34 protein-coding genes are annotated in these 26774 nt (G+C 59.4%); 26 read left to right on the top strand and 8 right to left on the bottom strand.

All coding sequences use genetic code 11. The features are described 5' to 3' along the window. Positions 1-266: 266 nt before the first annotated feature. A complete protein-coding gene (locus R6Y96_RS00275; protein WP_318622526.1) occupies positions 267-1055 on the bottom strand; it encodes a CBS domain-containing ParB/RepB/Spo0J family partition protein in 789 nt (262 codons plus the stop codon). A 548-nt stretch (positions 1056-1603) separates the two neighbouring features. Next, positions 1604-2077 carry an Hsp20/alpha crystallin family protein gene (locus tag R6Y96_RS00270; RefSeq protein ID WP_318621449.1) on the bottom strand — a complete coding sequence of 158 codons (474 nt, stop codon included), beginning with the start codon at positions 2075-2077 and terminating at the stop codon, positions 1604-1606. 155 nt (positions 2078-2232) lie between these two features. Here R6Y96_RS00270 and R6Y96_RS00265 point away from each other — a divergent pair, with 155 nt between their 5' ends. Next, positions 2233-2934: a hypothetical protein gene (locus R6Y96_RS00265; protein ID WP_318621448.1), complete on the top strand. Its 702-nt coding sequence runs from the start codon at positions 2233-2235 to the stop codon at positions 2932-2934. Positions 2935-2979: 45 nt separating this feature from the next. Continuing rightward, positions 2980-3258 carry a thioredoxin family protein gene (locus R6Y96_RS00260; RefSeq protein WP_214023322.1) on the top strand — a complete coding sequence of 93 codons (279 nt, stop codon included), beginning with the start codon at positions 2980-2982 and terminating at the stop codon, positions 3256-3258. 110 nt (positions 3259-3368) lie between these two features. On the opposite strand, the gene tnpC is transcribed toward R6Y96_RS00260, so the two are convergent. Both tnpC and R6Y96_RS00250 read right to left on the bottom strand, forming a co-directional pair. Continuing rightward, entirely contained in the window at positions 3369-4808 is a 1440-nt protein-coding gene (tnpC, locus tag R6Y96_RS00255) for an IS66 family transposase (RefSeq protein WP_318621445.1), read from the bottom strand. 134 nt (positions 4809-4942) lie between these two features. Beyond that, positions 4943-5566 (bottom strand): HVO_0476 family zinc finger protein, encoded by a 624-nt coding sequence (locus R6Y96_RS00250; RefSeq protein ID WP_318621444.1) that lies wholly within the window; start codon positions 5564-5566, stop codon positions 4943-4945. A 32-nt stretch (positions 5567-5598) separates the two neighbouring features. Between R6Y96_RS00250 and R6Y96_RS00245 the strand changes: the two genes are divergently transcribed. Then, positions 5599-6036, top strand: a complete 438-nt coding sequence (locus tag R6Y96_RS00245) for a DUF371 domain-containing protein (protein ID WP_318621443.1) — start codon at positions 5599-5601, stop codon at positions 6034-6036. A gap of 33 nt (positions 6037-6069) precedes the next feature. On the opposite strand, the gene xseB is transcribed toward R6Y96_RS00245, so the two are convergent. Continuing rightward, positions 6070-6255, bottom strand: coding sequence for an exodeoxyribonuclease VII small subunit (xseB, locus tag R6Y96_RS00240; protein ID WP_214021906.1), 186 nt, complete (start codon positions 6253-6255; stop codon positions 6070-6072). Further along, on the bottom strand, positions 6239-7486 hold the full coding sequence (gene xseA / locus R6Y96_RS00235; RefSeq protein WP_318621441.1) for an exodeoxyribonuclease VII large subunit: 1248 nt from the start codon (positions 7484-7486) through the stop codon (positions 6239-6241). Before xseA ends, xseB begins: the two co-directional genes overlap by 17 nt. A gap of 63 nt (positions 7487-7549) precedes the next feature. On the opposite strand from xseA, the gene R6Y96_RS00230 reads away from it, so the two are divergent. The 23 genes from R6Y96_RS00230 to R6Y96_RS00120 all read left to right on the top strand — a co-directional run bounded on the left by R6Y96_RS00230 (position 7550) and on the right by R6Y96_RS00120 (position 22322). Continuing rightward, positions 7550-8350: a sugar phosphate isomerase/epimerase family protein gene (locus tag R6Y96_RS00230; protein WP_318621440.1), complete on the top strand. Its 801-nt coding sequence runs from the start codon at positions 7550-7552 to the stop codon at positions 8348-8350. 94 nt (positions 8351-8444) lie between these two features. Beyond that, positions 8445-9740 (top strand): hemolysin family protein, encoded by a 1296-nt coding sequence (locus R6Y96_RS00225; protein ID WP_318621439.1) that lies wholly within the window; start codon positions 8445-8447, stop codon positions 9738-9740. Positions 9741-9746: 6 nt separating this feature from the next. Then, positions 9747-10376 carry a phosphoribosylglycinamide formyltransferase gene (gene purN / locus R6Y96_RS00220; RefSeq protein ID WP_318621437.1) on the top strand — a complete coding sequence of 210 codons (630 nt, stop codon included), beginning with the start codon at positions 9747-9749 and terminating at the stop codon, positions 10374-10376. 65 nt (positions 10377-10441) lie between these two features. Further along, positions 10442-10759 carry a ribonuclease P protein component 4 gene (locus R6Y96_RS00215; protein WP_318621435.1) on the top strand — a complete coding sequence of 106 codons (318 nt, stop codon included), beginning with the start codon at positions 10442-10444 and terminating at the stop codon, positions 10757-10759. After that, on the top strand, positions 10756-10998 hold the full coding sequence (locus tag R6Y96_RS00210) for a YhbY family RNA-binding protein (RefSeq protein WP_318621433.1): 243 nt from the start codon (positions 10756-10758) through the stop codon (positions 10996-10998). The genes R6Y96_RS00215 and R6Y96_RS00210 overlap by 4 nt, the downstream gene beginning before the upstream one ends. Before the next feature lie 68 nt (positions 10999-11066). Then, a complete protein-coding gene (locus tag R6Y96_RS00205) occupies positions 11067-11516 on the top strand; it encodes a 30S ribosomal protein S19e (RefSeq protein ID WP_318621431.1) in 450 nt (149 codons plus the stop codon). 18 nt (positions 11517-11534) lie between these two features. Then, complete coding sequence (locus tag R6Y96_RS00200; RefSeq protein ID WP_318621430.1) at positions 11535-11873, top strand: DNA-binding protein; 339 nt, start codon at positions 11535-11537, stop codon at positions 11871-11873. A gap of 2 nt (positions 11874-11875) precedes the next feature. Beyond that, positions 11876-12466: a DUF7411 family protein gene (locus R6Y96_RS00195; protein WP_318621429.1), complete on the top strand. Its 591-nt coding sequence runs from the start codon at positions 11876-11878 to the stop codon at positions 12464-12466. A gap of 22 nt (positions 12467-12488) precedes the next feature. After that, entirely contained in the window at positions 12489-12641 is a 153-nt protein-coding gene (locus tag R6Y96_RS00190) for a 50S ribosomal protein L39e (protein WP_214022562.1), read from the top strand. Positions 12642-12646: 5 nt separating this feature from the next. Beyond that, complete coding sequence (locus tag R6Y96_RS00185; RefSeq protein WP_318621427.1) at positions 12647-12910, top strand: 50S ribosomal protein L31e; 264 nt, start codon at positions 12647-12649, stop codon at positions 12908-12910. A gap of 1 nt (position 12911) precedes the next feature. Then, the gene (locus tag R6Y96_RS00180) at positions 12912-13574 is read left to right on the top strand and encodes a translation initiation factor IF-6 (RefSeq protein WP_318621426.1); all 663 of its coding nucleotides are present in this window, start codon (positions 12912-12914) and stop codon (positions 13572-13574) included. A 6-nt stretch (positions 13575-13580) separates the two neighbouring features. Then, a complete protein-coding gene (gene rpl18a, locus R6Y96_RS00175) occupies positions 13581-13772 on the top strand; it encodes a 50S ribosomal protein L18Ae (protein WP_318621424.1) in 192 nt (63 codons plus the stop codon). Beyond that, positions 13765-14220 carry a prefoldin subunit alpha gene (pfdA, locus tag R6Y96_RS00170; RefSeq protein ID WP_318621422.1) on the top strand — a complete coding sequence of 152 codons (456 nt, stop codon included), beginning with the start codon at positions 13765-13767 and terminating at the stop codon, positions 14218-14220. Before rpl18a ends, pfdA begins: the two co-directional genes overlap by 8 nt. A 2-nt stretch (positions 14221-14222) precedes the next feature. Beyond that, entirely contained in the window at positions 14223-15278 is a 1056-nt protein-coding gene (gene ftsY, locus R6Y96_RS00165) for a signal recognition particle-docking protein FtsY (RefSeq protein ID WP_318621419.1), read from the top strand. Positions 15279-15284: 6 nt separating this feature from the next. Further along, positions 15285-16616, top strand: a complete 1332-nt coding sequence (locus tag R6Y96_RS00160) for a signal recognition particle protein Srp54 (RefSeq protein ID WP_318621418.1) — start codon at positions 15285-15287, stop codon at positions 16614-16616. Next, complete coding sequence (gene trmY / locus R6Y96_RS00155) at positions 16613-17191, top strand: tRNA (pseudouridine(54)-N(1))-methyltransferase TrmY (RefSeq protein WP_318621417.1); 579 nt, start codon at positions 16613-16615, stop codon at positions 17189-17191. The genes R6Y96_RS00160 and trmY overlap by 4 nt, the downstream gene beginning before the upstream one ends. Next, positions 17182-18420 (top strand): tRNA pseudouridine(54/55) synthase Pus10, encoded by a 1239-nt coding sequence (locus R6Y96_RS00150; protein ID WP_318621416.1) that lies wholly within the window; start codon positions 17182-17184, stop codon positions 18418-18420. The genes trmY and R6Y96_RS00150 overlap by 10 nt, the downstream gene beginning before the upstream one ends. A 2-nt stretch (positions 18421-18422) precedes the next feature. Continuing rightward, on the top strand, positions 18423-18716 hold the full coding sequence (locus R6Y96_RS00145; RefSeq protein WP_214022422.1) for a 50S ribosomal protein L21e: 294 nt from the start codon (positions 18423-18425) through the stop codon (positions 18714-18716). A 21-nt stretch (positions 18717-18737) separates the two neighbouring features. Continuing rightward, on the top strand, positions 18738-19088 hold the full coding sequence (locus tag R6Y96_RS00140; RefSeq protein ID WP_318621415.1) for an RNA polymerase Rpb4 family protein: 351 nt from the start codon (positions 18738-18740) through the stop codon (positions 19086-19088). 20 nt (positions 19089-19108) lie between these two features. Further along, positions 19109-19675 carry a DUF655 domain-containing protein gene (locus tag R6Y96_RS00135; protein ID WP_318621414.1) on the top strand — a complete coding sequence of 189 codons (567 nt, stop codon included), beginning with the start codon at positions 19109-19111 and terminating at the stop codon, positions 19673-19675. Next, a complete protein-coding gene (rsmA, locus tag R6Y96_RS00130) occupies positions 19672-20445 on the top strand; it encodes a 16S rRNA (adenine(1518)-N(6)/adenine(1519)-N(6))-dimethyltransferase RsmA (protein ID WP_318621413.1) in 774 nt (257 codons plus the stop codon). The genes R6Y96_RS00135 and rsmA overlap by 4 nt, the downstream gene beginning before the upstream one ends. A gap of 2 nt (positions 20446-20447) precedes the next feature. Beyond that, the gene (locus tag R6Y96_RS00125; protein ID WP_318621412.1) at positions 20448-21017 is read left to right on the top strand and encodes a HemK2/MTQ2 family protein methyltransferase; all 570 of its coding nucleotides are present in this window, start codon (positions 20448-20450) and stop codon (positions 21015-21017) included. A 432-nt stretch (positions 21018-21449) separates the two neighbouring features. Then, positions 21450-22322 (top strand): S16 family serine protease, encoded by an 873-nt coding sequence (locus tag R6Y96_RS00120; protein ID WP_318621410.1) that lies wholly within the window; start codon positions 21450-21452, stop codon positions 22320-22322. 11 nt (positions 22323-22333) lie between these two features. On the opposite strand, the gene mutL is transcribed toward R6Y96_RS00120, so the two are convergent. Beyond that, a complete protein-coding gene (mutL, locus tag R6Y96_RS00115; protein WP_318621408.1) occupies positions 22334-24082 on the bottom strand; it encodes a DNA mismatch repair endonuclease MutL in 1749 nt (582 codons plus the stop codon). Further along, a complete protein-coding gene (gene mutS, locus R6Y96_RS00110; RefSeq protein WP_318621407.1) occupies positions 24079-26700 on the bottom strand; it encodes a DNA mismatch repair protein MutS in 2622 nt (873 codons plus the stop codon). The genes mutL and mutS overlap by 4 nt, the downstream gene beginning before the upstream one ends. Positions 26701-26774: the final 74 nt, after the last annotated feature.

Here is a 26774-nt window from a genome sequence, read left to right as displayed (position 1 = left end):
AGAACCCCGGGCCGGCCTGCCGAATACCTCCGCTGACAGCCACACTGGAGCTGTCCAGAAAGACAGTTACGCGCCGTGTGCCACAGGCGACGATCTCGCGGGGACCCGATCGGGACGGACTTCTCCCTCACCACGCTGATTCCGGCCTCCCGGGGCGCGGCGAAGGTTGCGGTGACCCCACAAAGGCGATTGTGGGGGGTACGGGGACCGCGTCCAAACTCGCGGTTGAAATATCCTGACAGTCTCCAAAGAGAAGAGGGGCGCGCTCACCCGTGCCCAACCTGCCGGTGGGTCAGCGCGACAAGCGGATGGCGGGCGTAATCGAGCACCTTGATGTCGTCGAGCGAGTTGAGGTTGAGCGCCCTGGCCGTCCTCTCCATCCCGAGTTCAATGTTATCCCGGATCTCAATGATGTAGGCATCCAGGTTCTTGATGCCGAGCCTTTTCGCTGCTATTGCCCGGTGGTGCCCGTCGACAAGGATCCAGCGGCCCGGCCGCCGGACGACGATCAGCGGTTCGGCAAGCCCCTTCTTGATCTCGTAGATCCTCCCTTCGAGTTCATCCTCGTAGATCTTTGACTGCGTCGGCAGCAGTTCGTCGACCGGGACCGAACCGCGCCTCAGTATCGGTTCAATCCCGTAGAGTTTCTTGAGAGTCTCCATGAGTTTGAAGACTTTCTCCGGTGATACGTGCTCGATCTGGGATCGGATAACGTCTGCGTTCGATATGATCCCGATGAGTTCGTTCTTTTCGTTGAGGACCGGCAGTTTCTGGATGCCGGAGCGAAAGATGACCCGGGCAGCATCATTCACGCTCATCTCCGGGTCAGCGACTATGAGGTGGCGGGACATCACCTGCTCGAGCGGCGTTGAGGGATGAGCAAAGAGGATGTCCCGCGCCGAGACGTAGCCTACAACCCTGTTTGAGTTCTCCACGACCGGAAAACCATCATGATGCGTCTTTTTTATTGTATCAATGACGTCTTTGACCGTCCCTTGAGCCTCGACGGTGACGACATCGTAGGTCATGTAATCCTTGACCTTCTTTTTGTCCATCATGATAGTCTCACGCTGGTCGGTCATGAACCATTCGGTTATACCTGGATGATGCTCAGAATCCACCAGATCAACAGTTCTGCGATATAAACCTCGCCACCTCTTCCCGGTAGCATGCGCGAGTTCACCGATGCTCTCGAACCGCTCCCGGTGAGCGTCTCTTCCGGTGACAACCCCCACCGCCCGGCCACTCACGCGGCCTCCCCCAGCCTCCTTCCCGGGGGGCGGGCAAGTGTCTGGCGATTGGCCCGGATACCCCGCCGGGGGTGGAGAAAGGATCTTCGAGGAGTTTCTCGCTTGAAACCGGTTGAAGAAATCTCCGCCGTCGCAGTGTATCGATAGGGAATCATCCCCCGGGGTGGGGCTGACGGGGAGGGGATGGAACAATCCCCCGCCCCTGTCTCTGCATATCCAAGTAAACATCCTTCGTCGACCGCCCCCATCTCTCCCCGGGATAATGAATCCCTCGCGCGGCCCCCGCATCCCTTCACCAGACCGGCGCACCCGTCTGATAACCTCGCTCACGCCGGCGTAAAAATTGAGATTATTCAATCGACAGGGATTGACGTCCCGGTCTCCCGCGCCACTTTCTTCAACCGGACCTCAAGGACGCCGTTCTTGAACGACGCTCTGGCTCCATCCTCTGTCACCTCGGCAGGAAGCGGCACCGTCCGGCTCATCTGGCCGTAAATGCGCTCCCGGACGAAGAAGTCCTGGCTCTCCTCCTCGGTTTCATCCGTCCGCCGGCTGGTGATCTCCAGGTGCCGCGGATCGATCAGACGGACACTTACGTTTTCTTTCTCGACACCTGGCAGATCGGCGACGATAATAACCTCGTCTTCATGGTCCCTGATGTCTACGCGGAGATCGCGGGCCGCCGGCAGGGCACGCCCTCTAGCCTCCTCACCGCCAAGGCCGATCCCACCCAGCAGCGACTGGAACCTGTTCTCCATCTCGGCCATGAGATCGTCAAACTCCTGCCAGATCGACCTGTAGTAAGGTGCACGCTCGATTCTTGCCATCCTAATCACCTCTTATTTATTCACCCTGATCGCCCCGGAAAGTCGGTTCACCCGAGGCTAACCTTAAGGTAGTGTTATGAGAATATAAATCTTTCTATTGTGTGACTACGCCCTCCAGAACATTATTATCTTACCCGACGGTGACTGTACTCCTGATGAAAAAGACGCAACAGAAGAATTCTAAGGACGGGGGCGCTGGGCGGATGAAATGGGCGTATGTGGCGATTGCCGTCCTGATTGCGGTTGCCATGGTGGGAACCTACCTGGCTCCGATCCTCGAGAAGAAGCCTGCCGCGCAGGTAGGAGATACAGCGGTGATTGACTACACCATATTTACCGAGGACGGGCGCCCGGTTATCACGACCGATCAGACTCTCCTTGAGAGTGAATACAGGAAAGGGAATTATGACCTCCTCCTGACACAGCGCCTGGAGATGACAGCGGGTGCGCAGGTATCGGGCGAGAATGTTGCCGTTCTCCCGGTCGTATACCCGCCGATCACCGGCTTCTCGGGTTTCGGTCTGCTTGGTTTTGAGACCAACGCTATATCCGCCGGGCTTATCGGAATGCGACAGGGTGAGACAAAGACCATCAGTTTCTCCTATGGTGGCAACGATCTTGAGACGAACCTCAGCCGGGAAGACGCAGATGGGATCGGCCTCAACTTCACACAGGCTGCTGTGGGTGATATGATTACGCTTGGTCTGACGACATCCCCGGAGATCCCGCTCGGTGGCGAGACCAATTCGACCACGGCGCTGCGTTTCGGCCAGGTCATCGATAAGACCGATGACTCGCTGGTCATTATCTACCGCTACGGCAGCGCCAGTGTCACGCTAAACGGTATAACCGGGTAGGGGATCCCACAGTTTTTTATAATCCCTGTGCTCTCACTTCCATATATGGCGGTAAGGGTGATATGCTTCTACCAGGAAGGGTGCATGGGCTGCGAGGAGCAGACTCCTATACTTCGCGAGGTGGAGAAGGAGCTCGGGATCGAGATAGAGGAGATCGATGCTGTGAGGAACCCGGAGTACATCAGGACATATAAACTCCGGGTAACCCCGACAATCCTGGTCATCGAGGACGATGTGGTCCGGGAACGGATGGAGGGGCTAGTCCACCGTGAGGAACTCGAGGCCGCGATCCGGCGTCACATGCCGGAGCTTGCACCAGAGTGATCTGAGAGGTCATAATAGTCAGGGGGTCATGGTTCGCGGCGGAAACCTCGCGGTTAGGTTTCGACTGCCGCCCCGCTCACCACGGGCTTACCTTCTTTCGCCGTAACAGGTCAGGTATACCTGTAAGCCGCAGTTGGCATGAAGGGTTCTCCCTCGAATGCCTTCCTGATGGCCGTGATGACCGACCCTCCATTCTTCCTCACCGTTGAGATATACCCCCGAACTCTGCAGAAGTTAGATGCCCCCTCCACACTTCTGAACGTCCCTGAGATCTTCTGCTGAACCTTCACCATCCTGATATCGCGCTCTGCAAGGTTGTTCGTAAAGGGCACCCTGAAATCGGTCATGAACCGGAGGATCTCTACACGATATCTCTGACACCGGTCAATGAGGTTCTCAGCAGGAGTTCGTCTCTTCCGACTGCGTCTCCCTCCTTGAACCGGCAGAGGAGAGGAGGGGTTCTCTGCCTTCCCGTTCTCGAGGATCAGATCAAATCGTCTTTGAAACTCCTCGATCTCAACAGGTGTGAGAGAACCCGCTGATTCCGGGGCTCCATCAACAGCGGCGTAGATCTCAAGAAGGAGATCATGCATCTCATCAGACCAACGCTGGCCGGTATTCTCCGATATCCCTTTGAGATCGCGGAGGATATGGGCATTACAGACCGCATGCTCGCATGCATACCCGAAGTATGGCGACCAGCAATCATGGACCATGATCCCCTTGAACGCGGGAAGTACACCGATCGCATCCATCGCTGCCGATCCTCTTTTCGGATGATGACCATAAAGCGTGAGGAGATCCGTACTGGCTGTATGCAGCCATTCTCGTTTGCCGTTCACCCGGAATCCGGTTTCATCAGCATGCAGAACAGGTGCTCCCTGCAGAAGGTGTTTCACCTCTTCTTCAAAACCGTCAAGGTTTGCTGCACAGGCTGAAACGGACTGCATCAGGGTTGCCTTGACCGGGGAACACCCAAAGATGTCCGTGAAGATCTCCGCTGAACGTTCATACGGAAGCAACTGGTAGATGCAGAAATAAACCATCAACGCCCGGATATTGTAGCCGTATTGGAGGTAAGCCGGAACCTCCTCGGGGAATGACCCTTCATGTATCCGACCACAGTGTGGGCAGACGACCGTTTCAGCGTGATGTTCGGTAACAACTACCTGGAGGGGGGGAATGTCATGAACCTGTCTCTTCTGAACAGAGGATGCCGGGACGAGAGCAAGGGATGCACCACATTCTTCACAGACATCTGCGCGGTGTGTCTGGATGATGTCTGGAGTCTCACACCATTCAATCGTCCGACCTTCATGTCCTTTCTGACCACCCGGACGTTTCCCGGTCTTTTTACGCTCTTTCTGAGGCCGTTTGAAGCCATCGGTGGATGGGGGACGACTGCTGTTTTGACTGTTCATGTTGAGACGTCGTTCGAGTTCAGCGATCCGGGCCTGCTGTTGCTTCACCAACTCTTCCAGACGCTGGATGATCGTGACGATCGCTTCAGGGTCGTTCTGTATCAGTGCAAGAATATCGTCACGTTCCATGATGACATGTCCTGAATATCTATTTATCGCTCATTATATAAAGATCTAACGGTTGTATGGGCGTATTTTCAGAAAAGGGGGATTGTGATATGATGGGTAAGAGCAAGGGATCAGTGAAGGGGTGTCCTGACCTGTTACCTTTCGCCTCTCCCTCCGGGAGCTGCGGTGTCATTGAACCTGGAATGCCCGTCCAGGTAGCCGTAGACCCGTTTTACCCGTCTGGCCACGGTCTTCCAGCCCTCTTTTCGCATCAGGGGGCCGTCACGGAGTTTGATATGGGATATACGGATACGTCTGCCCGCAAAAGAGCGGGTCTCCCCGACGACAAGTTCATCCTCGCCATCCATTGTCTGGTAGAGCGGGATGGTCGTTCGCCCGGTGTGTATCGACGCCCTCACAACGACCTGGTCGATCTTCCTCGTCCAGAGGCAGGTCACATCCCTGGCCGTTGCCCGCTGAACCCGCTTTGCTCCAACCTCTATACCGGTGACCTCGATCCCGAATGCCTCGTCACCGCACTCCGCCGCGAGCGGGTCACCGAGGGAGACGGTCTCGTCCTCGAACATCTCGAGACTGCAGACCTTCGATTCGGTCTCATGGCTAACGATCGTCTTGATGGTGATGGTCGCGGGTTCGGCGGGTTTCTCCACCCGGTGTACATGGCCGCATTCGCAGCACTGCACAACCAGATCTGTGGTCTCCCGGAGAATCTGGTGCTCGTACTCTTCCTTGCAAACAGGGCAGACGATGCTGATCATTCATTAGCAGTGGTATCCCACTCCTAATAAGCATGAAGGCAAGAGATACGGTGCGTGCCCGTGGAGATCCGCTGGTAAGGGCAACCCACCCGACAACGTTCGAGGTGACGAAGGATATGAGACTGACGGGGGCCGGCGACTGCATCATCGGCGTGGCCGCCGATAAGGGGGCCGCCGACCTTGACCCCGACCTCCGGGCGCTGCTCCGGGACGATCGGGCGGTGCTGACGACCCGGCTTGCGGCAGGGGGCAAGACGGTCATCGTCCGCTCAAGAGGCAGTTCAGCGTTCAGTCTCGATCACCCCACCGATCTCGTCTGGCGGCGGAGCGACTTCATCTCCGACCGGACAGTTGGCATCCGCTCGGACCGGGTTGCAGCGACCCTCCCCAGGGAGTTCGTGGCGGCGCTCCAGCGGGGGGAGGAACTGGTGGTAGAACTCGAGGCGGAGATACCCGGCGAGGGCAACTGATCGAAGGCGAGCAACCGCCGTAGTTCCAATCTCTCAGCGGTCTCGCCCGAGTTCTGTTAGTTTCATCTCGGCTGCGGCAAGGAGATCCTCGCACCGCTTAACAAGGAGCGCCCCGCGCTCGTATATGGCGATGCTCTCCTCGAGGCTTGTATCACCGTCCTCGAGTTTACGGATGATATCCCGGAGTTCCTCAAGCATCTCTTCAAAAGTCTCTGTCATACGTTATTTCCTCAACAACAGCGTTCGCCCTGCCATCCTTCATCCGGAGCGCAACCCGCGCGCCCGGCCGGAGATCGCGTGCACTCCGCACGACCCTGCCATCCGCTTCTATGATGGAGTAACCGCGCTCGAGCACTGAAAGCGGGTTCTGAGCATCAAGCCTCGTGTGGAGTTCCGCAAGAACGGTGCGTTCACGCTGCAGCCGCCCGAACGCCGCCCGCTCAAGGCGCTCCTCCATCTCGGCAAGACGCTGCATACGTTCGTGAACCCGCCGCGCGAGCCGTCGTGGGTGCATCCGCTCCCGCAGGTCGTCAACATCGTTCTGTGCGGCGGCCAGGCGGTGCTGCACAAGAGAGAGCATACGTTCCTCGTATCCAAGGAGTTCACGGAGCACCTCCTGCCGCTCGGGCACCGCCCGTTCTGCCGCCGCCGAGGGTGTCGGCGCCCGGAGGTCGGCAGCAAAATCACAGAGGGCGGTATCCACCTCGTGCCCGACGGCGCTGATCACGGGTGTCCTGCATGCGGCAACCGCCCGCACAACATCCGGGTGGTTGAATGGGAAGAGATCCTCAAAACTCCCGCCGCCGCGGCCAACGATTATTACGTCCACAAGACCGTCGACCCGCCGGATCGCCTCCGCGATCTCTGTGTGCGCCCCCTCCCCCTGAACGGTCGTCGGGGAGACGACCACCTCGACCGGGTAGCGCCTTGATATGACGGAGAGTATGTCCTTCAACGCCGCGCCGCTGCTCGATGTTACCACGCCGACCCGTCGGGGAAAGACCGGAAGGGGGCGCTTCCGTCCGGGGTCAAATAGCCCTTCGGCTTCGAGTTCACGTTTCCAGCGCTCGACCATGAGATGACGCTCGCCAGCCCCCGCAGGGATCATCTCCCGGACGATAAACTGGTACCTGCCGTGCGGTTCATAGACCTCCACAGACCCCCAGGCAAGGACGTCCATACCATCTTTCGGGGTGAAGGAGAGCGTCGATGCAACGCTGCGCCACATGACGCAGTTGATCACTGCAGTCCTCCCGGCGCCCTGTTCGGAGAGTGAGAAGTAGCGATGGCCGGAGGTGTGGTTGCGGTAGTTGGTCACTTCCCCCCGCACCCAGATCTGGTGCAGCCGTGGATCGTCAAGGAGGTCGCAGATAAGCCCGGAAACCTCTGAAACCCGGAGGATCGGGCTGCCGAACCGTTCCGGACTGGTGGCATGACTGCCCGGCATCATCACAACCTATTAGGCCAATGGTTTATATCAAGTAGTATTATGGGCCGTTTCGCCGTCTCAACCATGTTCTTTCACGAGTACCCATGCGACCAGATCTTCGATTACATCGCGGAGTCCGGTTTTGATTCTCTTGAGTTCTGGGTTGAGACACCGCACTTCTGGGTTCGCGGCTGCCCTGAAGAAGAACTTTCAGATTGTATCGCCGGGCACCCTGAACTCTCACCCATCACCGTCCATGCCCCCTCGTTGGACTTAAACCCCTGCTCCATCAACCCGCGGGTCGCCGCGATCTCGGTCGAATACGCAATCGAGGCGATCCGGATGGCAGAGAGGATCGGCGCGGCTCTGGTCACCGTCCATCCCGGGAGACGAACGGCGAAACGAGAGCCGAGCGCCCCCGACTACACACGGTTTGAGGCGTACGTTGCCGGGCTCAGGGAGGCAGCGGAGGAGACAGGGGTGAAGGTGGCGATTGAGAATATGGAGCCGCGAATAAACACACTGCTCGCAACGGCAGAGGATACCTCCGAGGTGCTCGAACGGGAGCCATGGCTCTGGCTCACGTTTGATATGGGGCATGCCATGATGAACTCCCCGGCGGAGGTTGGCCGGTTTATTGATCTCTGCATTGAGCGGATGGCAAACATTCACGTCAGTGCTCTTGGAGGGAACGGCCGGCCGCACCACCCAATCCATGACGATCCGGCGGCGCTGCGGGTGCTTTCAGACCTTGCCGAACGCGGGTATGGGGGCTGGCTCACCCTTGAGGTGGATGATATGATCTTTCCGGGAGCACTTTCAGCCGAAGAGAAGGTTGTACTCCTTTCGCGGGAATTGGCGGCTTTGAGAGAGGTGTTCTCCTGAAGCGCTGGTTTTATTATATCTGAATGAGACCTGATCCATTAATCCCGGCAAGATGCCATTGCCGGATGCTGCCGTTCTATGCGGCGTGGAGCAAATGGTAGTAATAGACCTTCTGGCTGTAGAGATAGTTTTATTCATCGTTTGTCTGCTTCTTTCAGGCTTCTTCTCAAGTTCAGAAGTCGCTCTCATATCGATAACACGGGCAAAGGTACGCGCCCTCTTAAACCAGGGGCGAAAGGGAGCGGAAGCGCTTGATAAACTGAAACGCTCGACAGATTCCCTGCTGATCACCATCCTGATAGGGAATAATGTGGTCAACGTGGCCGCTGCATCGCTTGCGACCGCGATCGCCATAGGACTCTATGGTGATCTGGGTATTGGGATAGCAACCGGTGTTACCGTCATCCTGATGCTGATCTTCGGTGAGATCGGGCCGAAGATGTATGCTTCCAGGCACACCGAGAAGCTGGCGCTCGCTGTCGCCAGGCCGATCCTGTTTCTCTCGCGGCTGATCTCTCCTATCCTCTGGGTCTCGGAGCGCATCCAGCGGCATCTTTCATCCAGCACCTCGACGACCGAACCGGTCGTTACAGAGGAGGAGATCAAGGAGTGGATCGATGTAGGTGAAGAGGAGGGCACAATAGAGGAGGAGGAGCGGGATATGCTCTATTCCGTTCTACGGTTTGGTGATACCACGGTTCGCGAGGTGATGACGCCCCGTGTGGATGTAGTCATGATCGAGGATACGGCGACCATCGAGAACGCCCTCTCCATATTCAACGAGACCGGTTTCTCCAGGCTCCCAGTCTACCACGGGCATATCGACAACGTAGTCGGGCTCTTAAATGTAAAGGACGTCTTCTCTGCGGTCTTTCGGCAGCAGGCGGGAGCGACGATCAGAGACCTGATGTACGAACCGTACTTCGTCCCGGAGAGCAAGAAGATCGATGACCTCTTAAAAGAACTCCAGATGAAGAAACAGCACATGGCGGTTGTCCTCGACGAGTACGGCTCGTTTGCCGGGATAGTGACGGTTGAGGACATGCTCGAGGAGTTAGTCGGTGAGATCATGGACGAGTTCGATGAGGAGGAGCCCGAGATCCAGCAGATCGAGGAAGGTGTATACCTGGTTGACGCGCGGGCATGGGTGGAGCACATAAACGAGGATCTGAATCTTAACCTTCCGCTGATGGATACCTACGAGAGCATAGGTGGGCTGGTCATCGAAAGACTGGGGCACATCCCACGCCGCGGCGAGGTGGTCAGGATCGAGGAGAGCAGCGTCACCTTGGTGGTGATGCAGATGCGCGGCCGGCGGATAGTCAAGGTGAAGTTGATCATCGAACCTCGAGCGGTCAGGGAAGGCGGCGGTGAAGAGCCCAAAGGATGATGGAGAATGGAGCAAGTGATACCTCTTCGAAAGAAGCGCATCGGCTTTCTGGCCTCCGGCAGGGGATCGAACTTCCAGGCGGTGATCGACGCCATCGCTGCCGGCGAGATACCGGGAATTGGCGTCGGGCTCATCACCGACAACCCCCGTGCCTATGCGATCGAGCGAGCGAGAAATGCTGGTATACCGGTGCGGGTAATAGACTATGCAGAGTTCCCCTCAAAGGCTGTATATGAAGAAGAACTCCTGGCCGCTATGCGGGATTTCCAGGCCGACCTCTTCGTCCTCGCTGGCTACATGCGAATACTGGGGCAGGAGATCGTCCGCGAGTTCTCGGGCAGGATGATGAACATCCACCCGGCCCTTCTCCCGGCGTTTCCAGGCCTCCACGCCCAGAGGCAGGCGGTCGACTACGGGGTGAAGGTTGCGGGCTGCACCGTCCACCTGGTGGATGATGGAACGGATACCGGCCCAATCATCATCCAGCGATGCGTCCCTGTTCTCCAGGACGACGATGAGACCACGCTTGCCGACCGGATACTTGCTGAAGAGCACAGCGTCCTTCCTCTTGCAGTCAAACTCTTCTGCGAAGACCGCCTGGTTCTTGAGGGGCGGCGTGTCCGGATCCGGCCGTAGGCCGGCATCAATTTATATAGCCTCACACCCCTAATTCAAGATCCACCGCTGGAACTGATCGCACCATGGCAGACACGACACGAAAATCAGGCTCCCGCAGGCTTGCCCGGGAAAGGATCGTCATTCTCTTTGAGCGGGCCGCGGAGTTCTACCCGGAGAACCCCGAGTGGAGCAACCGGTGCGTGGAACTGGCCCGCAGGATCGGTATGCGTCACCGGGTGCGGATCGAACCGCCGCTGAAACGCCGGTTCTGCCGCCGGTGCAACTCATACCTGGTACCCGGGTCAAACGCCCGGGTCAGGATTCACCGGGGTCGGGTGGTTGTCACATGCCTTAAATGCGGACATCGGTCGCGATACCCGATCGGGAGGTCACGGCTATGAGCAGGGGGTCGTTCCAGGACCTCAGGCCCACCGTCTGGATCGGGAAACGGGGTGTCACGGGCGTCATGATCGATGAGATCCAGAGACAGCTCAAAGACAGGAAGGTTGTCAAGGTGCGGTGGCTCCGCAACACCGAGGTCGATCCTGTGGAGGTGGCGGATGTTGCCGGTGCGATCCTGGTCGAGGTTCGCGGTCGGACACTTGTTCTCAGGGAGCGGCGGGTGGGTCGTCAGGATTGAATCCTCGAAATATATAAAACATTACTGGACGAATATGTAAAGACTGTTAGCGAGAGTGAGGATCATCCATGACAACTGTATATGATATCCCCGCCGATATGTTCATCAGGCGGGTGGCAGAAGAGCTCAAGAAGAACCCAGAGATCCAGCCCCCTGACTGGGCCGCATTCGTAAAGACGGGGGTACACAAGCAGATGCCGCCGGAGAACGATGACTGGTGGTATGTACGGGCGGCGGCGATTCTTCGTCGTATCTATACCGACGGACCGGTCGGGACGCAGAGGATGCGCTCTGCCTACGGCGGTAAACGCGACCGTGGGTCGGCCCCATACCAGTTCCGGCGGGGAAGCGGCTCGATTGTGCGAAAGATCTTTCAGCAGCTCGAGGCGACCGGTTACGTCGCCAGGTCAAGTGCAGGACGTACGATCACGCCGGCGGGCAGATCGTTCCTTGACAATGTTGCTCATAGCCTGAAGGAAGAGGCTGCTGAGGTTGCACCGCAACTTGCAAACTACTGATCGAAGGAGGCGTGGTTGATGGTTGATGACGAACTCGCGGAACTCCGTCGCCGGCGACTGGAGCAGATGCAGCGGCAGGCGATGGAGCAGCAGGCCATGGAGGAGGAACTGGCACGACAACAGCAGATGGAGTCGCAGATTCGAACCGTTCTGATGGAGATCCTTGAGCCTGAAGCGAGGGAGAGGCTAAATACCATCAAGTTGACACGGCCGGATTTTGCAAGAGGTGTTGAACAGCAACTGGTTATGCTGGCCCAGAGCGGCCGGATCCGGCAACGGATCAGCGACGAACAGTTAAAAACCATACTGGTCCAGCTGACACCGTCAAAGAAAGATTTCAGGATAACGCGGAAATAGGAATGGAAGCGGGGTTGCTCTTCTCGGGAGGCAAAGACAGCGCGCTGGCGGCAATCATGCTTGCGCGCGACTACGGCACAGAACTGAATACCTGTGTCTTCGATCCTGACCGGGAGGTCCCGCAGGTGCATGCCGCCGCGACTCTCCTAGGTCTGCCTTTCCGTAAAAGGGTGCTCGGCCGCGATCTGCTTGATGAAGCTGTAGACCTTCTGCTGGCCTGCGGCTACCCGAATGATGCGATCGATACCGTCCATCGGGCGGCGGTAGAGATGCTGGCCGGAGACTACGCTGTGGTCGCAGATGGCACCCGCCGGGACGACCGCGTTCCAGGGCTCGACCGCTCTGAGATTCAGCGCCTGGAGATGACCACCGGCTGCTCGTATGTCAGACCGCTCCTTGGCTACGGTAAGCCTGAGGTGGAGCGTCTCGCAGAAAGGTTTTTTCTGGTAGTCTACGGGGAGACAGGCAGCATCGGGAACGGCGACTACGAGCAGGAGATCCGCAGCGCAATCCGTGCCCGCGGCATCGACCCGGCACCGTTCTTCCCCTCCCATCACCTCCAGTCTCTGGTTGTCGGCAGAAGAAAGACGTGATTAATTATCGAGAGTGAGAATCATGAGTAAGTTGACAAAGGGCCGGAAGATCCGGCTGGCAAAGGCATGCGAGCAGAACCGTCGTGTGCCTGCATGGGTTATGATCAGAACCAACCGTAATGTTACGTCGCACCCGAAGCGGCGGAACTGGAGACGGAGCAGCCTGAAGGTGTAGGAACTATGGTAGAACCATTGAAGGAGCATGTCTATGTCATCCCCCTCCGCGACGCGAAGCGTGCACCGCGGTGGAAGCGGGGTAAAATCGCTATGAAGGATATCAGGGCGTTCCTGGCGCGGCACATGAAGAGTGAGGACGTCAAACTTGATCAGAGCATCAACGAGAAGATCTGGGAGCGGGGGGGCGAGAAGACGCCCGGAAAGATCCGCGTCCGCGCGATGAAGTTTGAGGACGGGCAGGTCCAGGCCGAGCTCGCCGAGGAGTGAGATGGCCGGAACGATCGATCTTGCCGGGGATCCAAATATCGGCGTCTTCGCCCGCGTCTTTGAGGATATAGCGATAGTCCATCCCGCTGCGCCGGCGGCGTTCACAGCGGCGCTCGAGCGTGAGCTCGATGTTGAGATCGTGAAGACCTCTGTCCAGGAGAGCAGCATCATCGGTTCGCTTGTTGCTGGAAACAGCCGGGGACTGGTCGTCAGTGGCCTTGCCATCGACGAGGAACTCGCTGTCCTGAGCGACTACCGGGATATCTTCCTGCTCGAGGGCTCGATGAATGCGGCGGGCAACGTGATTCTCGCGAACGATTACGTTGCCGCTGTTCATCCCGGGATGCCGGTCGATCTTGTCGAGGAGATCGGGTTGTTCCTCTCCGTGCCGGTGATCCGGCTCTCACTGGGAAGCATCAAGACCGTCGGCATGGCCGGGTTCGCGACGAACAGGGGTATCCTTGTCCATCCGAGGGCCAACGATACAGAGATCGCGAGCATCGAGCGTGTGGTCGATCTCCCGGTCGGTCTCGGGTCGGTAAACATGGGAAGCGGCCTTGTGGGTACAGGGTTGCTCGCAAACAGCAAGGGCTATCTCGCTGGATCCGCCACGACAGGGATTGAGCTTGGTAGAATAGAGGAAGTTCTTGGGTTTCTGGAGTGATAAGTCATGGAGAACCAGTATTTTGAGATTGTAGGTGCGTGCAGGATCGATAACGACTGGAAGCCGTTTCGCAAGGTTGTCGCTGCAGCGAACGAGAACCTGGCTAGAGAGAGGGTTTTCACTGATATCGGGAGCAAACACCACCTGAAGAGAAATTATATCAAAATCGAATCGGTTAACGTAGTAGCTGGTGAGTGACGTGGAGAAGGTTGACCCTCGCGAGATACAGACCCTCCAGGTTTACTTAAACGAGTACGCGCAGCAGATCGAGATCCTGACAGAGCAACTCTCGATGATCGAGCAGCAGCGGATTGAGGCTGCCGCTGCCATCGAGACCCTCCGTGCGATCCAGGAGAACGAAGACGCCACCGTCCTTCTCCCGGTCGGCGGCGGGGCTCTTCTGCGGGTGAAAGTTCTTGATACCGGGCATGCAATCGTGAACATCGGGGCGGACGTCTCTGTTGAGAGGTCTACAGAGGATGCGGCGAACTACCTTGAAGGCCGGATAACTGAACTTGAGGCGCTGGGAAAGAAGGTCGCAGGTTCGCTTGAGCAGTTGCAGGCACGGGCCACGGAGATATCCCGGCGCCTTGAGGCGGCGCAACGAGCGGCCCAGCAGGCTCAGGCAGGCCAGGGCGGAAGTTGATAATGTTTGACTCTTTAAAGAATAAACTTCAGAATATCCGGACTAAATTTGCCTCGAATATCGAGGAGGCCGCCGGCGCAGAGGTTGAACCCCCGCAACCCCCGGGGAAGGCGGAGGCTGCGCCCCCTCTCCCCAGGTCAGAACCCCCTGCAGAGGCGGAGGAACGGGAGAAGCCCACCCTCATAAGCAGGGTGAAGGTCTTCGTCAGGGAGCGGGAGATCCTTATCCAGGAGAAGGATATCGAGGAACCGCTCTCTGAACTTGAGATGGTTCTCCTGGAGAACGATGTTGCCCTCCCGGTCACGGATGAGATCATCTCCCGGATGCGGGCGGAGCTGGTTGGCCGGCACCGGAGGATCGGCGACTCTGTGGACGACCTGGTTGTGTCGACGCTGCGTTCGGCCCTCTGCGGTGTGCTGGGGGAGGGGTTTGACCTCCTGCGCTACGTCGAGGAACACGAACGCCCGGTGAAGATCCTCTTCACCGGCGTGAACGGGACAGGAAAGACGACAACCGTTGCAAAGGTAGGTCACTACCTGCAGAAGAACGGGTTCTCGGTTGTGATCGGTGCCGGGGACACCTTCCGGGCCGGCGCGATCGAGCAGATCGTTACCCATGCTGACCGTCTTGGCATCAGGGTTGTCCGCCATCAGCCCGGTGCCGACCCTTCTGCTGTTCTATTTGACGCTGTTCAGTATGCAAAGGCGCACAACATCGATGTGGTCCTGGCCGATACGGCCGGGCGTTTCCACAACCGGGCAAACCTTATGAACCAGCTGGAGAAGATCCGGCGGGTGATGAAACCGGATCTCGTCGTCTACGTCGATGAGGCGGTGGCCGGGAACGATGCGGTCATCCGGGCCGATGAGTTCAACAGGACAGTCGGCACCGATGCGGTCGTCCTGACCAAGGCGGATATGGATCCCCGTGGTGGCGCGGCGATATCGATCGCACACACCGTTGGAAAACCGATCCTCTTCCTGGGGACGGGGCAGGGGTATGACGACATCATGCCGTTTGAGCCCCGGGCGATGGTCGACGAACTGCTGGGGAGGTGAGGTGTGATGCTCGAGACCCTGGGCAACTCATTGAAGGACGCAGTCAAGAAACTCTCCGGAAAGACCGTGATCGATCGGGCAGCGGTCGATGAACTGGTGCGCGATCTCCAGCGGGCTCTCCTCTCCGCCGATGTCAACGTCAAACTGGTGATGCAACTCTCTCAGTCGGTCAAGAAACGCGCTCTCGAGGAGGAGCCCCCGAAAGGGATGGGTGTCCGGGCGCATGTTCTCCGGATCGTCTACCAGGAACTTGTTAGATTGATGGGCCGACCCGGCGAGGTCTCGCTTGAGCCCCAGACGATCCTTATGGCAGGGCTGCAGGGGAGTGGTAAGACAACAACAACGGCGAAACTTGCCCGATATTTCCAGCGCAAAGGGTTGCGGACAGGGGTGATCTGCGCCGATACGTTTCGGCCTGGCGCCTACGACCAGTTAAAGACTCTCTGTGATCGGATCAGCGTTCCATGCTTTGGTAAACCGGGGGAGCCTGACGCTCTTGCGATAGTCCGTGAAGGTCTCTCTGCGTTTCGCAGGCAGTATGAGGTGATCATCATCGATACCCAGGGTCGGCACGCCCTGGAGGAGAATCTGATCGAGGAGATCATCCAGATTAACGAGATCGCGCACCCGGATCACAGGTGGCTCGTGATCGATGCAGCGCTTGGACAGCAGGCAAGCGAGCAGGCCCGCCGGTTCCACGAGGCTATCGGGATAGACGGCGTCATAGTCACCAAGATGGACGGCACCGCAAAGGGCGGCGGGGCTCTCTCTGCGGTCGCTGAGACCCGGAGCGGGATCGTCTTTATCGGGAGCGGTGAGACGATCGAGGATCTCGAGAGGTTCGATCCCGATGGTTTCATCTCGCGGCTGCTCGGGATGGGCGACCTGAAGGCGTTTGTTGAGCGTGCCGAAGAGGCGGTTTTGAACGATGAGATCGATGTAAACGCGATGCTCAAGGGGAAGTTCACACTCCGGGATATGTACAAACAGCTCGAGGCGTTGAACAGGATGGGCCCTCTCAAACAGATCATGAGCATGCTTCCGCTGGGGGGCATGCAGATCCCGGACGATGCCTACGATATCACCAGCACCAAGATGCAGCGTTATCGGGTGATCATGGACTCGATGACGCCCTCGGAGCTCGACGACCCGTCGATCATAGGGAGTTCGCGCGTCCAGCGGATTGCCCGCGGCGCCGGGGTGACACCCGAGGATGTCCGGGAACTTATAAAATACTACAAGATAATGCAGCGCGCTTTAAAGGGAATGCGTGGCATGGACGGGGGCAGGTTCAACATGCAGCGCATGATGAAGAAGTTCGGCGGACCGGGTAAATGAAACGGTTCGCCATCGTGGGTCACGTCGCCGAAACAGGCGGCACCTTCAGCCTGAACGATCTCCCCGGTAGCGGCGGGAGGATGGACGTTCTCTGCCGCTGTGTCAACTCCTCGTTATTCCTCTCCCACGACCTGCGGCGGGATGTGGAGTGTTACCTCGTCCTCTGCGGGGAGCCGGATCCGGAGAAGACCATTCTATTTCGCGGGAGCGGGGTGCGCCACCTCTCGCCGGACGAACGGAGCAGCGCTGCCTTCATCAAGAAGGCTCTCTCGATCCCCTGCGGGGATGAGTTCCGGGAGTCGACACCGGGGGTCTACGTCCGCCGCGGCGGACTTTCACGGCTGCTTGCAGAGATCCCGTTTGCGGTGCTCGACGAGGCCGGGGAGGATCTCAGGAGGGTTCCAGAACTCCCGGAGAACTATCTCCTATCAGATCACCAGAACTTTACGCCGGCGGAGGAAGAGGCCATCGCCGGGGCTGCCCGCTACTCGGTCGGACCGCGGTCGCTGCATGCCGATCATGCCATCACAGTCCTCTTAAACGAGATTGACCGGAGGGAGTCAGGTTGGGTATAACTGAAGAGGTAGAAGCAATCCTTGAGTACGGTGAGATCTGCGACCATTGTCTCGGGCGGTTCTACGGCAAGAGGTCATTTGGGCTGACCAACGATGAGAGGGGCCGGGCGCTCCGGATCGCCTGCGAGGTCTCGGGAAACAGACCGCACCGGGAGCCGGATCCGGCCTCCTGCTGGGTCTGTGGCGGCGAACTCTCCAGGATCGATGACTGGGCAGAAAAGGTTGCCGGGGCTTTATCGGGTATTGAGTTCGAGACCTTCCTTATAGGGACGAGGGTGCCGCCGCTTGTTGCGGAGAGCGAAGAGATGGTCTGGAGCGACCTTACCCTTCACGACCCCGAGCCGCTCAAAGCCGAGATGAACAGGGAGGTGGGAAAGGCTGTGTCGGGGCTCACCGGGAAGAACGCCGACCTTAAAAACCCTGACGTTGTTGCAATCCTCGATCTCAGCGAGGGCACTGTCGAGGTGCAGGTCAACCCGGTCTTCTTTGCCGGACGGTACCTGAAGTATGAGCGCGGGATTCCGCAGACCCACTGGGACTGCCGGGCGTGCCGCGGAGCGGGGTGCGAGCGGTGCAACTACACCGGAAAACAGTATCTCGACTCCGTTGAGGAACTGATAGGCCGGCCGGCGGTCGAGGTCTTTGAGGCGAAGAACGCGATCCTGCACGGGGCAGGACGGGAGGACATCGACGCCAGGATGCTTGGTTCCGGGCGTCCATTTGTGATGGAGATCGAGGCGCCCCGGAAGCGGTCGGTGGATCTCGCGGTGCTTGAGGAGAAGATAAACAGGGATGCTGCCGGGCGCGTGGCTGTCCGCCTTGATGGCTGGGCTGACCGGAAGATGGTGCAAAGCATTAAATCAGACAAAGGGCATAAGAGATACAGGATCCTGGTTGAGATCGACGGTTCTGTAACACCAGACGAGTTCAGGGCAGCCCTCGACCAGTTAAAAGGTGCAACGATACGGCAGCGCACCCCGACAAGGGTGTCGCACCGGCGGGCAGATAAAGTTCGGGAACGGCGGGTCCTCGATATCGAGTGTACTGGTGGCGTTGACGGCAGATACTGGGTAGAAGTCGCCGGTGAAGCGGGTCTCTACATCAAGGAACTGGTATCGGGTGACACCGGCAGAACCAGGCCCAGCCTTGCCCAGATCCTGGGGCGCACCGCACATGTAGTCAGCCTCGATGTGGTGCAGGTCGAAACAGCAAACGAGTATGGTGAGTAATCATGGCACATCACAATGGACCACGCAAGAAGACGCGGTATAAGTTCAAGAAGGACCTTAGAAAACGTGGCATCCCTCCAGTAACCTCTGTGATCCAGGACTTTGAGATCGGGCAGAGGGTGCACGTAGTGGTCGAACCGAGCGTCCAGAAGGGGATGCCCCACCGGCGGTTCCACGGGAAGACCGGTACTGTTATCGGGCGGCGTGGACGTGCATGGGTGCTCGAGGTCAGGGACGGCAATACGATAAAACAGGTTATTGCAAGACCGCAACACCTGAAAGCGCAGAAATTATAACCCACAACACTGGTGATTGGCATGAAGGTAAAACGAGTCGTAAGTGAAGAGCGGATACTGCTCCCCGATGTGAGGGATATTCTCCTCGCCGTGGAGGCCGCCCGGCTTGAGTCGGGGGATGAGATGTCATACGAGCTCCGTAAGAGCATTGAGCACGCCAATCACCTCTCAAAGACGTCTGCCGAGAAAGCCCGCGCCCTTGTTGCCGAGTTGATGAAACTCGAGAAGATGAAAGAGGATATCGCCTACCGCATCGCGAACCTGATGCCGCGAACCAGGGATGAACTGCGGGCCATCTACGCAAAAGAACGTTTCAATCTGACGACGGAAGAGCTGGACGAGATCCTCGAACTGGTAATGACCCATTTCTAACCCCTTGGGGGGTGGAGCATATGAGAGCCGAAAAGAAAGAGGTGAACGCGGTAGTTCTCGATGTCCTTCCTATGGGTTATATGAGTGCTGACCAGCGGCCGGGCTACAGGCGCGAACCGGTCGTCCAGGCGGTCGGCACCGACCAGTTCAAACTGCTCGAACTCGTTCCGAAACCAGGCGCGGATATCCAGATCCACGACCGCGTCTACATCGGGGATGAGGAGCGTGATAAGATCGAGCGTGTCAAGCGGCGTATCGGCTACGAGGATCTGACGGCGACAGCAAAACTCGAACTGCCTTTCGTGGTCGAGCAGATCGTCCGCGAGAACGAGCAGCGGTTCGTTGATTTCTTCAATAAGTCCGTTCCGATCACACCGAAGTTCCACATGCTGCACCTTCTCCCTGGTATCGGGAAGAAACTGCTCTGGGAGATCCTGGAAGAGCGGGGGAAGAAACCGTTTGAGAGTTTTGAGGATATCTCCAGGCGGATCAGGTTGCTTTCCCACCCGGATAGGATGATCGTCACCCGGATCCTGCGCGAGATCGAGGATCCGAACGAGAAGTATCACGTCTTTACATCGAGATGAGGGCTCCAAGGGGTCAGCACTTTCTCATCGACCGCAGGGCGGTCGAGAAGATTGCCGGCTTTGTCGATGTCTCCGGTCGAAGGGTTCTCGAGATAGGTCCCGGGGAGGGGATCCTGACTCGAGCGCTCCTTGAACGGGGTGCAGAGGTTATCGCGGTAGAGATTGATCCGGCCCTTGTGGAGGAACTCGAGGTCACGTTTGCCGACGAGATCGAGAGGGGGCGTCTGGATATAATCCGGGGGGATGCGAGGAAGGTTGATCTCCCGCCGTTCGATATCGTCGTCGCAAACCTGCCGTACTCTGTTTCTGCAAAGATTACGTTCCGGCTGCTCTCGATCGGGTTTGAGACGGCGATCCTGATGTACCAGAAGGAGTTTGTCCAGCGGATGATCGCGCCGCCGGGAACCTCTAACGTCGGCCGGCTCTCGGTGATGGTGCAGACCTACGCTTCCGTAAAACCCCTGCTCGAACTCTCACCCTCTGCCTTCCGCCCGAAACCGCAGGTCCGCTCCTGGGTTGTCCGGGTCATGCCGCACGAACCGCCGTACCCGATCGTGGATCGTGAGGTCTACGCTGACGTTGTGCGGGTGCTCTTCTCCAACCGGCGAAAGACTGTGCGGAAAGGGCTGCAGAGCGGGAGGGCGGCGTTTCCTCCCGGCACGATCGAGGGAGCGATCCTGGATCTTCCCGCCGAACTCCTGCAGCGCCGGCCGCAGGATCTCTCGCTTGAGGAGTTTGCAATGATTGCAAACAGGCTCACCGGGTGCTGAGCATGAGCAAGGGCGATCAGGTCTACACACCGGCCGAGGACTCGTTTCTACTTCTTCGAGCGGCGCTCCGTGAGGTCAGGCCGGGCGACCGGGTGCTGGAGGTGGGGACGGGGAGCGGTTATATCGCGGCCGGTCTCGTGGGCAGGGCGGCGAGGGTGGTTGCAACCGATATCAACCCGCACGCCGCCGCATCCGCCCGCGCCAGGGGGGTGGAGGTTGTACGGACGGACATGGCAGCCGGGATTTCCGGGCCGTTTGACCTCATCCTCTTCAACCCTCCATACCTCCCGACCGCCCCGGAGGAGCGGATCGACGACTGGCTGGAGTACGCCCTGGACGGCGGGCCGACCGGGAGAGCGGTTATTGAGCGATTCATCGCTGATGCCGGTCGGGTGCTTGCGCCTTCAGGCAGGATACTGCTGCTTATCTCCTCCCTGACGGGGCCCGATGAGGTGAGGGAGGTCTTTACCCGCCATGGTTTCGTCTCGTTTATCGTCGACGAGGAGCCGCTTGAGGGCGAGACCCTCTACGTCCTCCGGGCGATGCGCGACATCTGCCGGATGAGGCTTTGAGCGGTCGGGGAAAGTTCTTCCGCCTGCAGTCTCCAGGCGAGGGGGGCCATCAAACCGGTTCTTTCAGGCTGTCCCCGGCTTGAATCAGGTTCGTCGATGAACCGGGGATCTTTGCCGGGGCATGTAGAGACTGGTGAGGAGGTGCCCAGCGCCCATCCCCGGAGGAAGGATGTTTTCCTGGGTGAGACTTGGAGACAGGGGCGATTCTTCATCGATGCTGTGCGTCTGAGTGCATCCTCACCGCGTTGCTGCTGAGAAACTTCCCTGAAATCCCGTCTCCGTCATGGCACCGCGTCTCCTGCTAACCGCCCCTCACCGCCCGCCCGAGTTTCCGGGGCCTGCATGTGGGTGGTGGTTGGCGAAAGAGGTTCAACACAACTACTGCTTGCCCCCGCGCAAGTTACATCTTCTCCGAAAGAATAGAGTACATTCATGGGGCGCAATACACACCTGCTGGAAAAGACCCTGGCGGTTCTGCTCGTGTTATCGGTTGCTGCAAATATCTTTCTTCTGGGTCTCATCCTCTCCCCCGCAGGAGCCGGCCTATCCCCGGCCGTCCCGGAGGCGGAGGATGGGGTCGGCACCCCCTCGGCCGCGCTCGCGCCAGCCTCAGCGACGGGTGGGACCGCCACGATGGAGGTGCCGGTGGTCATCCAGCGCATTGAGGTCAGGCAGGGCGGCCCCTTCCCCTACCAGGAGGTTACAACCGGGGGCGGGATGGTAAACATCACGGTTGAGGTTGCGCCAGGGAAAGGGCGTGTTCTCGTTCAGACAACGCCGCTGATGGGGACGGTCTTCCAGGACGCTGCAAACCACGCGGTCGCTGCTGCCGCCAGGCACTCCGGCGTGGACATATCAGGGACCGATGTCATCTTCAGCATCAGGAGCGCGGAAGAGGTCTCCGAGATCGATGGGCCCAGCGCAGGAGCGGCCATGGCCGCGCTGCTGGTCTCGGTGCTTGAAGACTTCCAGATCAACGAGAGCGTGACGGTGACGGGGACAATCGATGAGAACGGGAATATAGGCGCGATCGGCGGTGTTCTGGAGAAGGCTGAGGCCGCTTACCGCAGCGGAAAGACGATTCTCCTCCTCCCCCGGGAGAACAACCAGGTGGTTGGTTACCGTGAGGAGGTCAGGCTACTAGGCAACCTCAAGGTCGTGCGCCAACTGCCGGTTGCCATGGACGCACAGACCTGTATCCAGGAGATCCTGGGGATCCAGGTGGGGTATGTGGAGACCCTCGATGACCTGCTCACATACCTCCGTGCAGACGAAGGTTCAAGAACGGTCTCTGGCGCAGTCTGAAGGGTGCGGACTCATCTCCGCCCGAAGATCTTTTCGAGTTTCTTTCTATCGAACGCCACAACCGTTGGTCTCCCGTGCGGACACGTCCATGGGGTCTTCGTCCGGGCGAGCTGCGAGATCAACAGTCGCTGCTGCTCTGGCGTGAGACGGGTGCCGGCCTTGATTGCGCCCCTGCAGGCGATTATGCAGGTGACCGCCTCCCGCCGGTCGGTGTGAGCGCGGGACTCGCCGCTGAGGAGATCGGCGATGGTCTCTCTGACCGTGCCGGCGGCGTCCTCCACCGCACCGAGGGCGGCGGGGACTGCCCGGACGGCGAATGTGTCCCGGCCGAACTCCTCCACCACAAACCCCTCCCCCGCCAGGAGCGGGATCGCCTCCCGGAGCGCGGCGGCCTCTTTCGGAGAGAGGGGGAGGATGACCGGGACGAGCAGTTCCTGTGCGGCGGATTCGGCATCACGCTGCTCCACGACCTGGTCGTAGAGGATCCGTTCATGGGCGGCATGCTGGTCGACGAGGTAGAGGGTGCCGTCGACCCCCTCCGCCGCGATGTAGGTTGCGGCCACCTGCCCTATCGGCTCCATCGCCGGCAGAAGGTTCTTCTCCCCCTCCCTCTCTGTCCGGCGGAGGCGTTTATCGGCCAGGGCGGGTCCGCCGCGGTGAGCGGCCGCGTAGACCGCTTCAGTCTCCCGCGCCACCGGTGGCGTATCATCCGCCACGATCTGCTGCTGCACTGGCTCTCCTGGCGCATCCCGTGAGAGGTCGTGGTCTGCGAGCGCTTTCCTCACCGCTGCGGTGACCGCCTCCAGGATCTCGCGCTCCCTGGATAGCCGGACCTCTCGCTTGGTCGGGTGGACGTTGACGTCAACAAGCCCGGTATCGATCGCAAGGTCCATGAACGCTACCGGGTATCTGTCTTTAGGGAGGAGGTTTCCGTAACCCTCCCTGACGGCGGCGGCGATCTTGCGGGAGAGTATGCTTCGTCCGTTGATGCTGAGAGAGATCTGTGAGGGGCTCCCCCTGTTCTCCTGGGGCCGGGATACGTAGCCGCGGATGGTAAGGAACGGAAGCCTCCCCTCGACGGGGAGGAGCGATCGGGCCAGGTCGGCACCATACAGTCCCGCGACGGTTGCAAGCAGTCCTGCGGATCGCTGGGTTGCCATCCGCTCTTTCCCGTTGTGCACCACCCTGAAGGCGATCTCGCCATGCGCCAGCGCCAGGCTCTCAACGACCGCGTAGACGTGGGCAAGCTCGGTGTTCCTGCTCTTTAGAAACTTCCTGCGGACGGGTGTGTTGTAGAAGAGCCGTTCGACGGTGACCGTTGTCCCCTCCGGCGCCCCTACCTCGGCCGTCTCCACGATCTCGCCGCCCCTTACCACGAGGCGGGTGCCGCTGAGCGCTTCGCCTCCACGCGGCCGGGTGACCATGGTCACCTCCGAGACCGCGGCGATGCTCGCGAGCGCCTCACCTCGAAACCCGAGTGTCCTGATCGTGGAGAGGTCGGTGATATCCCGGATCTTGCTCGTCGCGTGAGGCTGGAACGCAAGGACGGCCTCTCCCGGCGTCATCCCCTCTCCGTTGTCGGTCACCTGGATCTTAGTTATCCCGGCAGCATCCGATGCGATCTCAAGCAGGATAACCGTTGCCCCGGCGTCGATAGCGTTCTCCAGGAGTTCCTTTGCCACCGATGCCGGCCGTTCCACGACCTCTCCGGCAGCGATCTGGTTCACGGTCTCGGGGTCGAGGACGTGGATCTCTGTCATCGCTCTTCATCCTCGCCGTTTGCAAGCCTATGGAGACGGCATAGGGTGTTCAAAGCCTCTATCGGCGTCATCTCGTTGGGGTTCAACGCTCTGAGCTCTTTGATCGCGGGATTCTCCTCCACAACGCCCTCGCCCGGATCGATCAGGAGCATCTGGGTGTAGAGGGGTGCCCGGGGACCGTCGGGGAGTTGCCGTGCCGATGCCTCTTTCATGAGTTGTCTTGCCCGGTCGGTCACCTTCTTCGGGACACCTGCAAGGTGGGCGACGTGGACACCGTAACTCCTGTCCGTTGCGCCAGGGATGATCTTACGTAGGAAGACAACGTCGGTTCCGGTATCCTTCACCGCAAAATGGAAGTTCTTCACCCGCGCAAGCGAGCCCTCAAGGTCGACCAGATCGTGGAAATGGGTTGCAAAGAGCGTCCGCGGGCCCACAACCGCTTTTCCGTGCAGGAACTCCACAACCGCCCTGGCGATGGCAGAACCGTCCAGCGTGCTCGTCCCCCGGCCGATCTCGTCCAGGATGACGAGACTCTGCGGTGTTACGTTGTTGAGGATGTTTGCGAGTTCCAGCATCTCGACCATGAACGTGGACTGCCCGGATGCCAGGTCGTCAAACGCCCCCACCCTTGTGAAGACCCGGTCGACGATCCCGATGGTTGCATGCCGCGCCGGGACGAAACTCCCCATCTGGGCCATGATGCAGCAGAGCGCCACCGCCCGCATGTAGGTGGACTTGCCCGACATGTTCGCCCCGGTGATGATCATGATCTGGGTGCCGCCGCTGTCAAGTTCGGTGTCGTTGGGAACAAACGGGGTCTGGAGGTTCCGCTCCACCACGGGGTGGCGGCCGTCGCGGATGAGGATCCGGCCGCTCTCCTCGATCCTCGGCCTGGTGTAGCCGTAGCGTGCGGCAACCTCGGCGAGCGCCGAATAAACGTCGAGCAGCCCTACAGCCCTGGCGGTCGCCTGCAGCCCGGGAACCTCCGCTGCGAGTGTCCTTATGAGGTCGGCGTAGACTTCTGCTTCAAGTGCCGAGAGTCGGTCCTCAGCGGTCGCGATCATCGCCTCCTTCTCCCGGAGGTCGGGGGTCGTGTAGCGCTCGCCGTTTGCGATCGTCTGCCGGCGTTCATACTCCGGAGGAACAAGGTGCAGGTTGGGTCTTGTCACCTCGATGTAGTAACCAAAGACACGGTTGTAGCCGACCCTGAGCGACCTGATACCCGTCCTCTCCCGTTCCTGCTGCTGGAACTCGGCGATCCAGTCCTTCCCGGACGTCGCCAGGTGCCGGAGGTCGTCGAGTTTCGCGTTGAACCCATCGCGGATCATGCCACCCGATCTGGCGAGCGCCGGGGGGTCGTCGACTATAGCCCGGGCAATTAGGTCTGCAGCCGAGGCGTGGTCGGCCATCATATCCAGGGCCTCACGGATGAGCGGCGGAGCATCGGCGTCAAAGAGCGCTTTTATGCCAGGGATCGCTTCGAGCGAGTCCCTGAGCGTTACAAGGTCACGAGGGCCGGCGTTTCCATAGGCGATCCTCCCGGCAATCCGCTCTATATCAGCAACATCGCCGAGAGCCGCGCGAAGCGCCTGCCGCTCAATGGTGCGGTCAAAGAACCATTCCACCGCATCGAGCCGCGCCTCGATAGCATCCTTCCGGAGCAGCGGCGCGATCAGAAACGACCTCATCATCCGGCTCCCCATCGGTGTCTCCGTGATATCGAGGGTTGAGAGGAGGGTGTTTGCATCGTTACCTCCACGGATGGGGGCTGTGATCTCCAGGTTCCGGAGGGTGATCGCATCGAGCAGCATATTCTCAGAGGGCACCCGGGTCGACAACCCGGAGATGTGAGGGAGGGGTGACTGCTGTGTCTCCTGGGCGTAAAGGAGCGCTGCACCTGCCGCGGCGATGGCTCCAGTCATCTGCGCACAGCCGTAGCCGTCGAGGGTTGTCGTCCCGAACTGGCTGCAGAGACGTTTGTATGCAACCCCTGGGTCGAAGGCATCGTCGCGGTAACGGCTCACCGTCACCCCCAGTGCCTCAAGCCTGGCGGGGAGGTCACCTCCAGGGCTCTCGGGGACGATCGCCTCCGTCGGGCGGTAACGCACAACCTCCGAGATGATATCGGCGTAACCGCGTTCCCCGCTCCCAGATGATACAAAGAACTCGCCTGTGGAGACGTCCAGGAAGGCGAGGCCGAATGAGTCCGCCCGATCGGGGGCGACCGCCATCAGGTAGTGGGCGCCGGCCGAACCGAGCATCGAGGAGTCGATCAGCGTCCCCGGGGTGATCACACGGGTGACCTCCCGTTTCACGATCCCCTTAGCGGTCTTCGGGTCCTCCACCTGATCGCATATGACCACCTTGTAGCCCTTGTTCACCAGGCGTGCGATGTAGCCGTCGGCGGCGTGGTGGGGGACGCCTGCAAGAGGCATCCGCTCACCGTTCCGGTCCCTGCCCCTCGCCGTGAGGGTGATCTCGAGTTCGCGGGCCACCACACCGGCATCATCCCCGAAGGTCTCATAGAAATCTCCCATCCGAAAGAAGATGATAGCGTCCGGGTAGCGTGCCTTCACAGCATAGTACTGCCGCATTGCCGGGGTAGGTCCGTCGGTCATTGCTTCTGTTAAGAAGTACCGCGCGGAGAAACATAAGACTACTGCCGTGCAAAATCGGCCGAAACGAGCCCGGA

Origin of the sequence: Methanoculleus receptaculi, assembly GCF_033472595.1 — an archaeon.
In the GTDB taxonomy this organism is placed as follows: Archaea; Halobacteriota; Methanomicrobia; order Methanomicrobiales; family Methanoculleaceae; genus Methanoculleus; species Methanoculleus receptaculi.
Note: the sequence above shows the minus strand (reverse complement) of the source record. Positions and strands in the feature narration are given on the sequence as shown.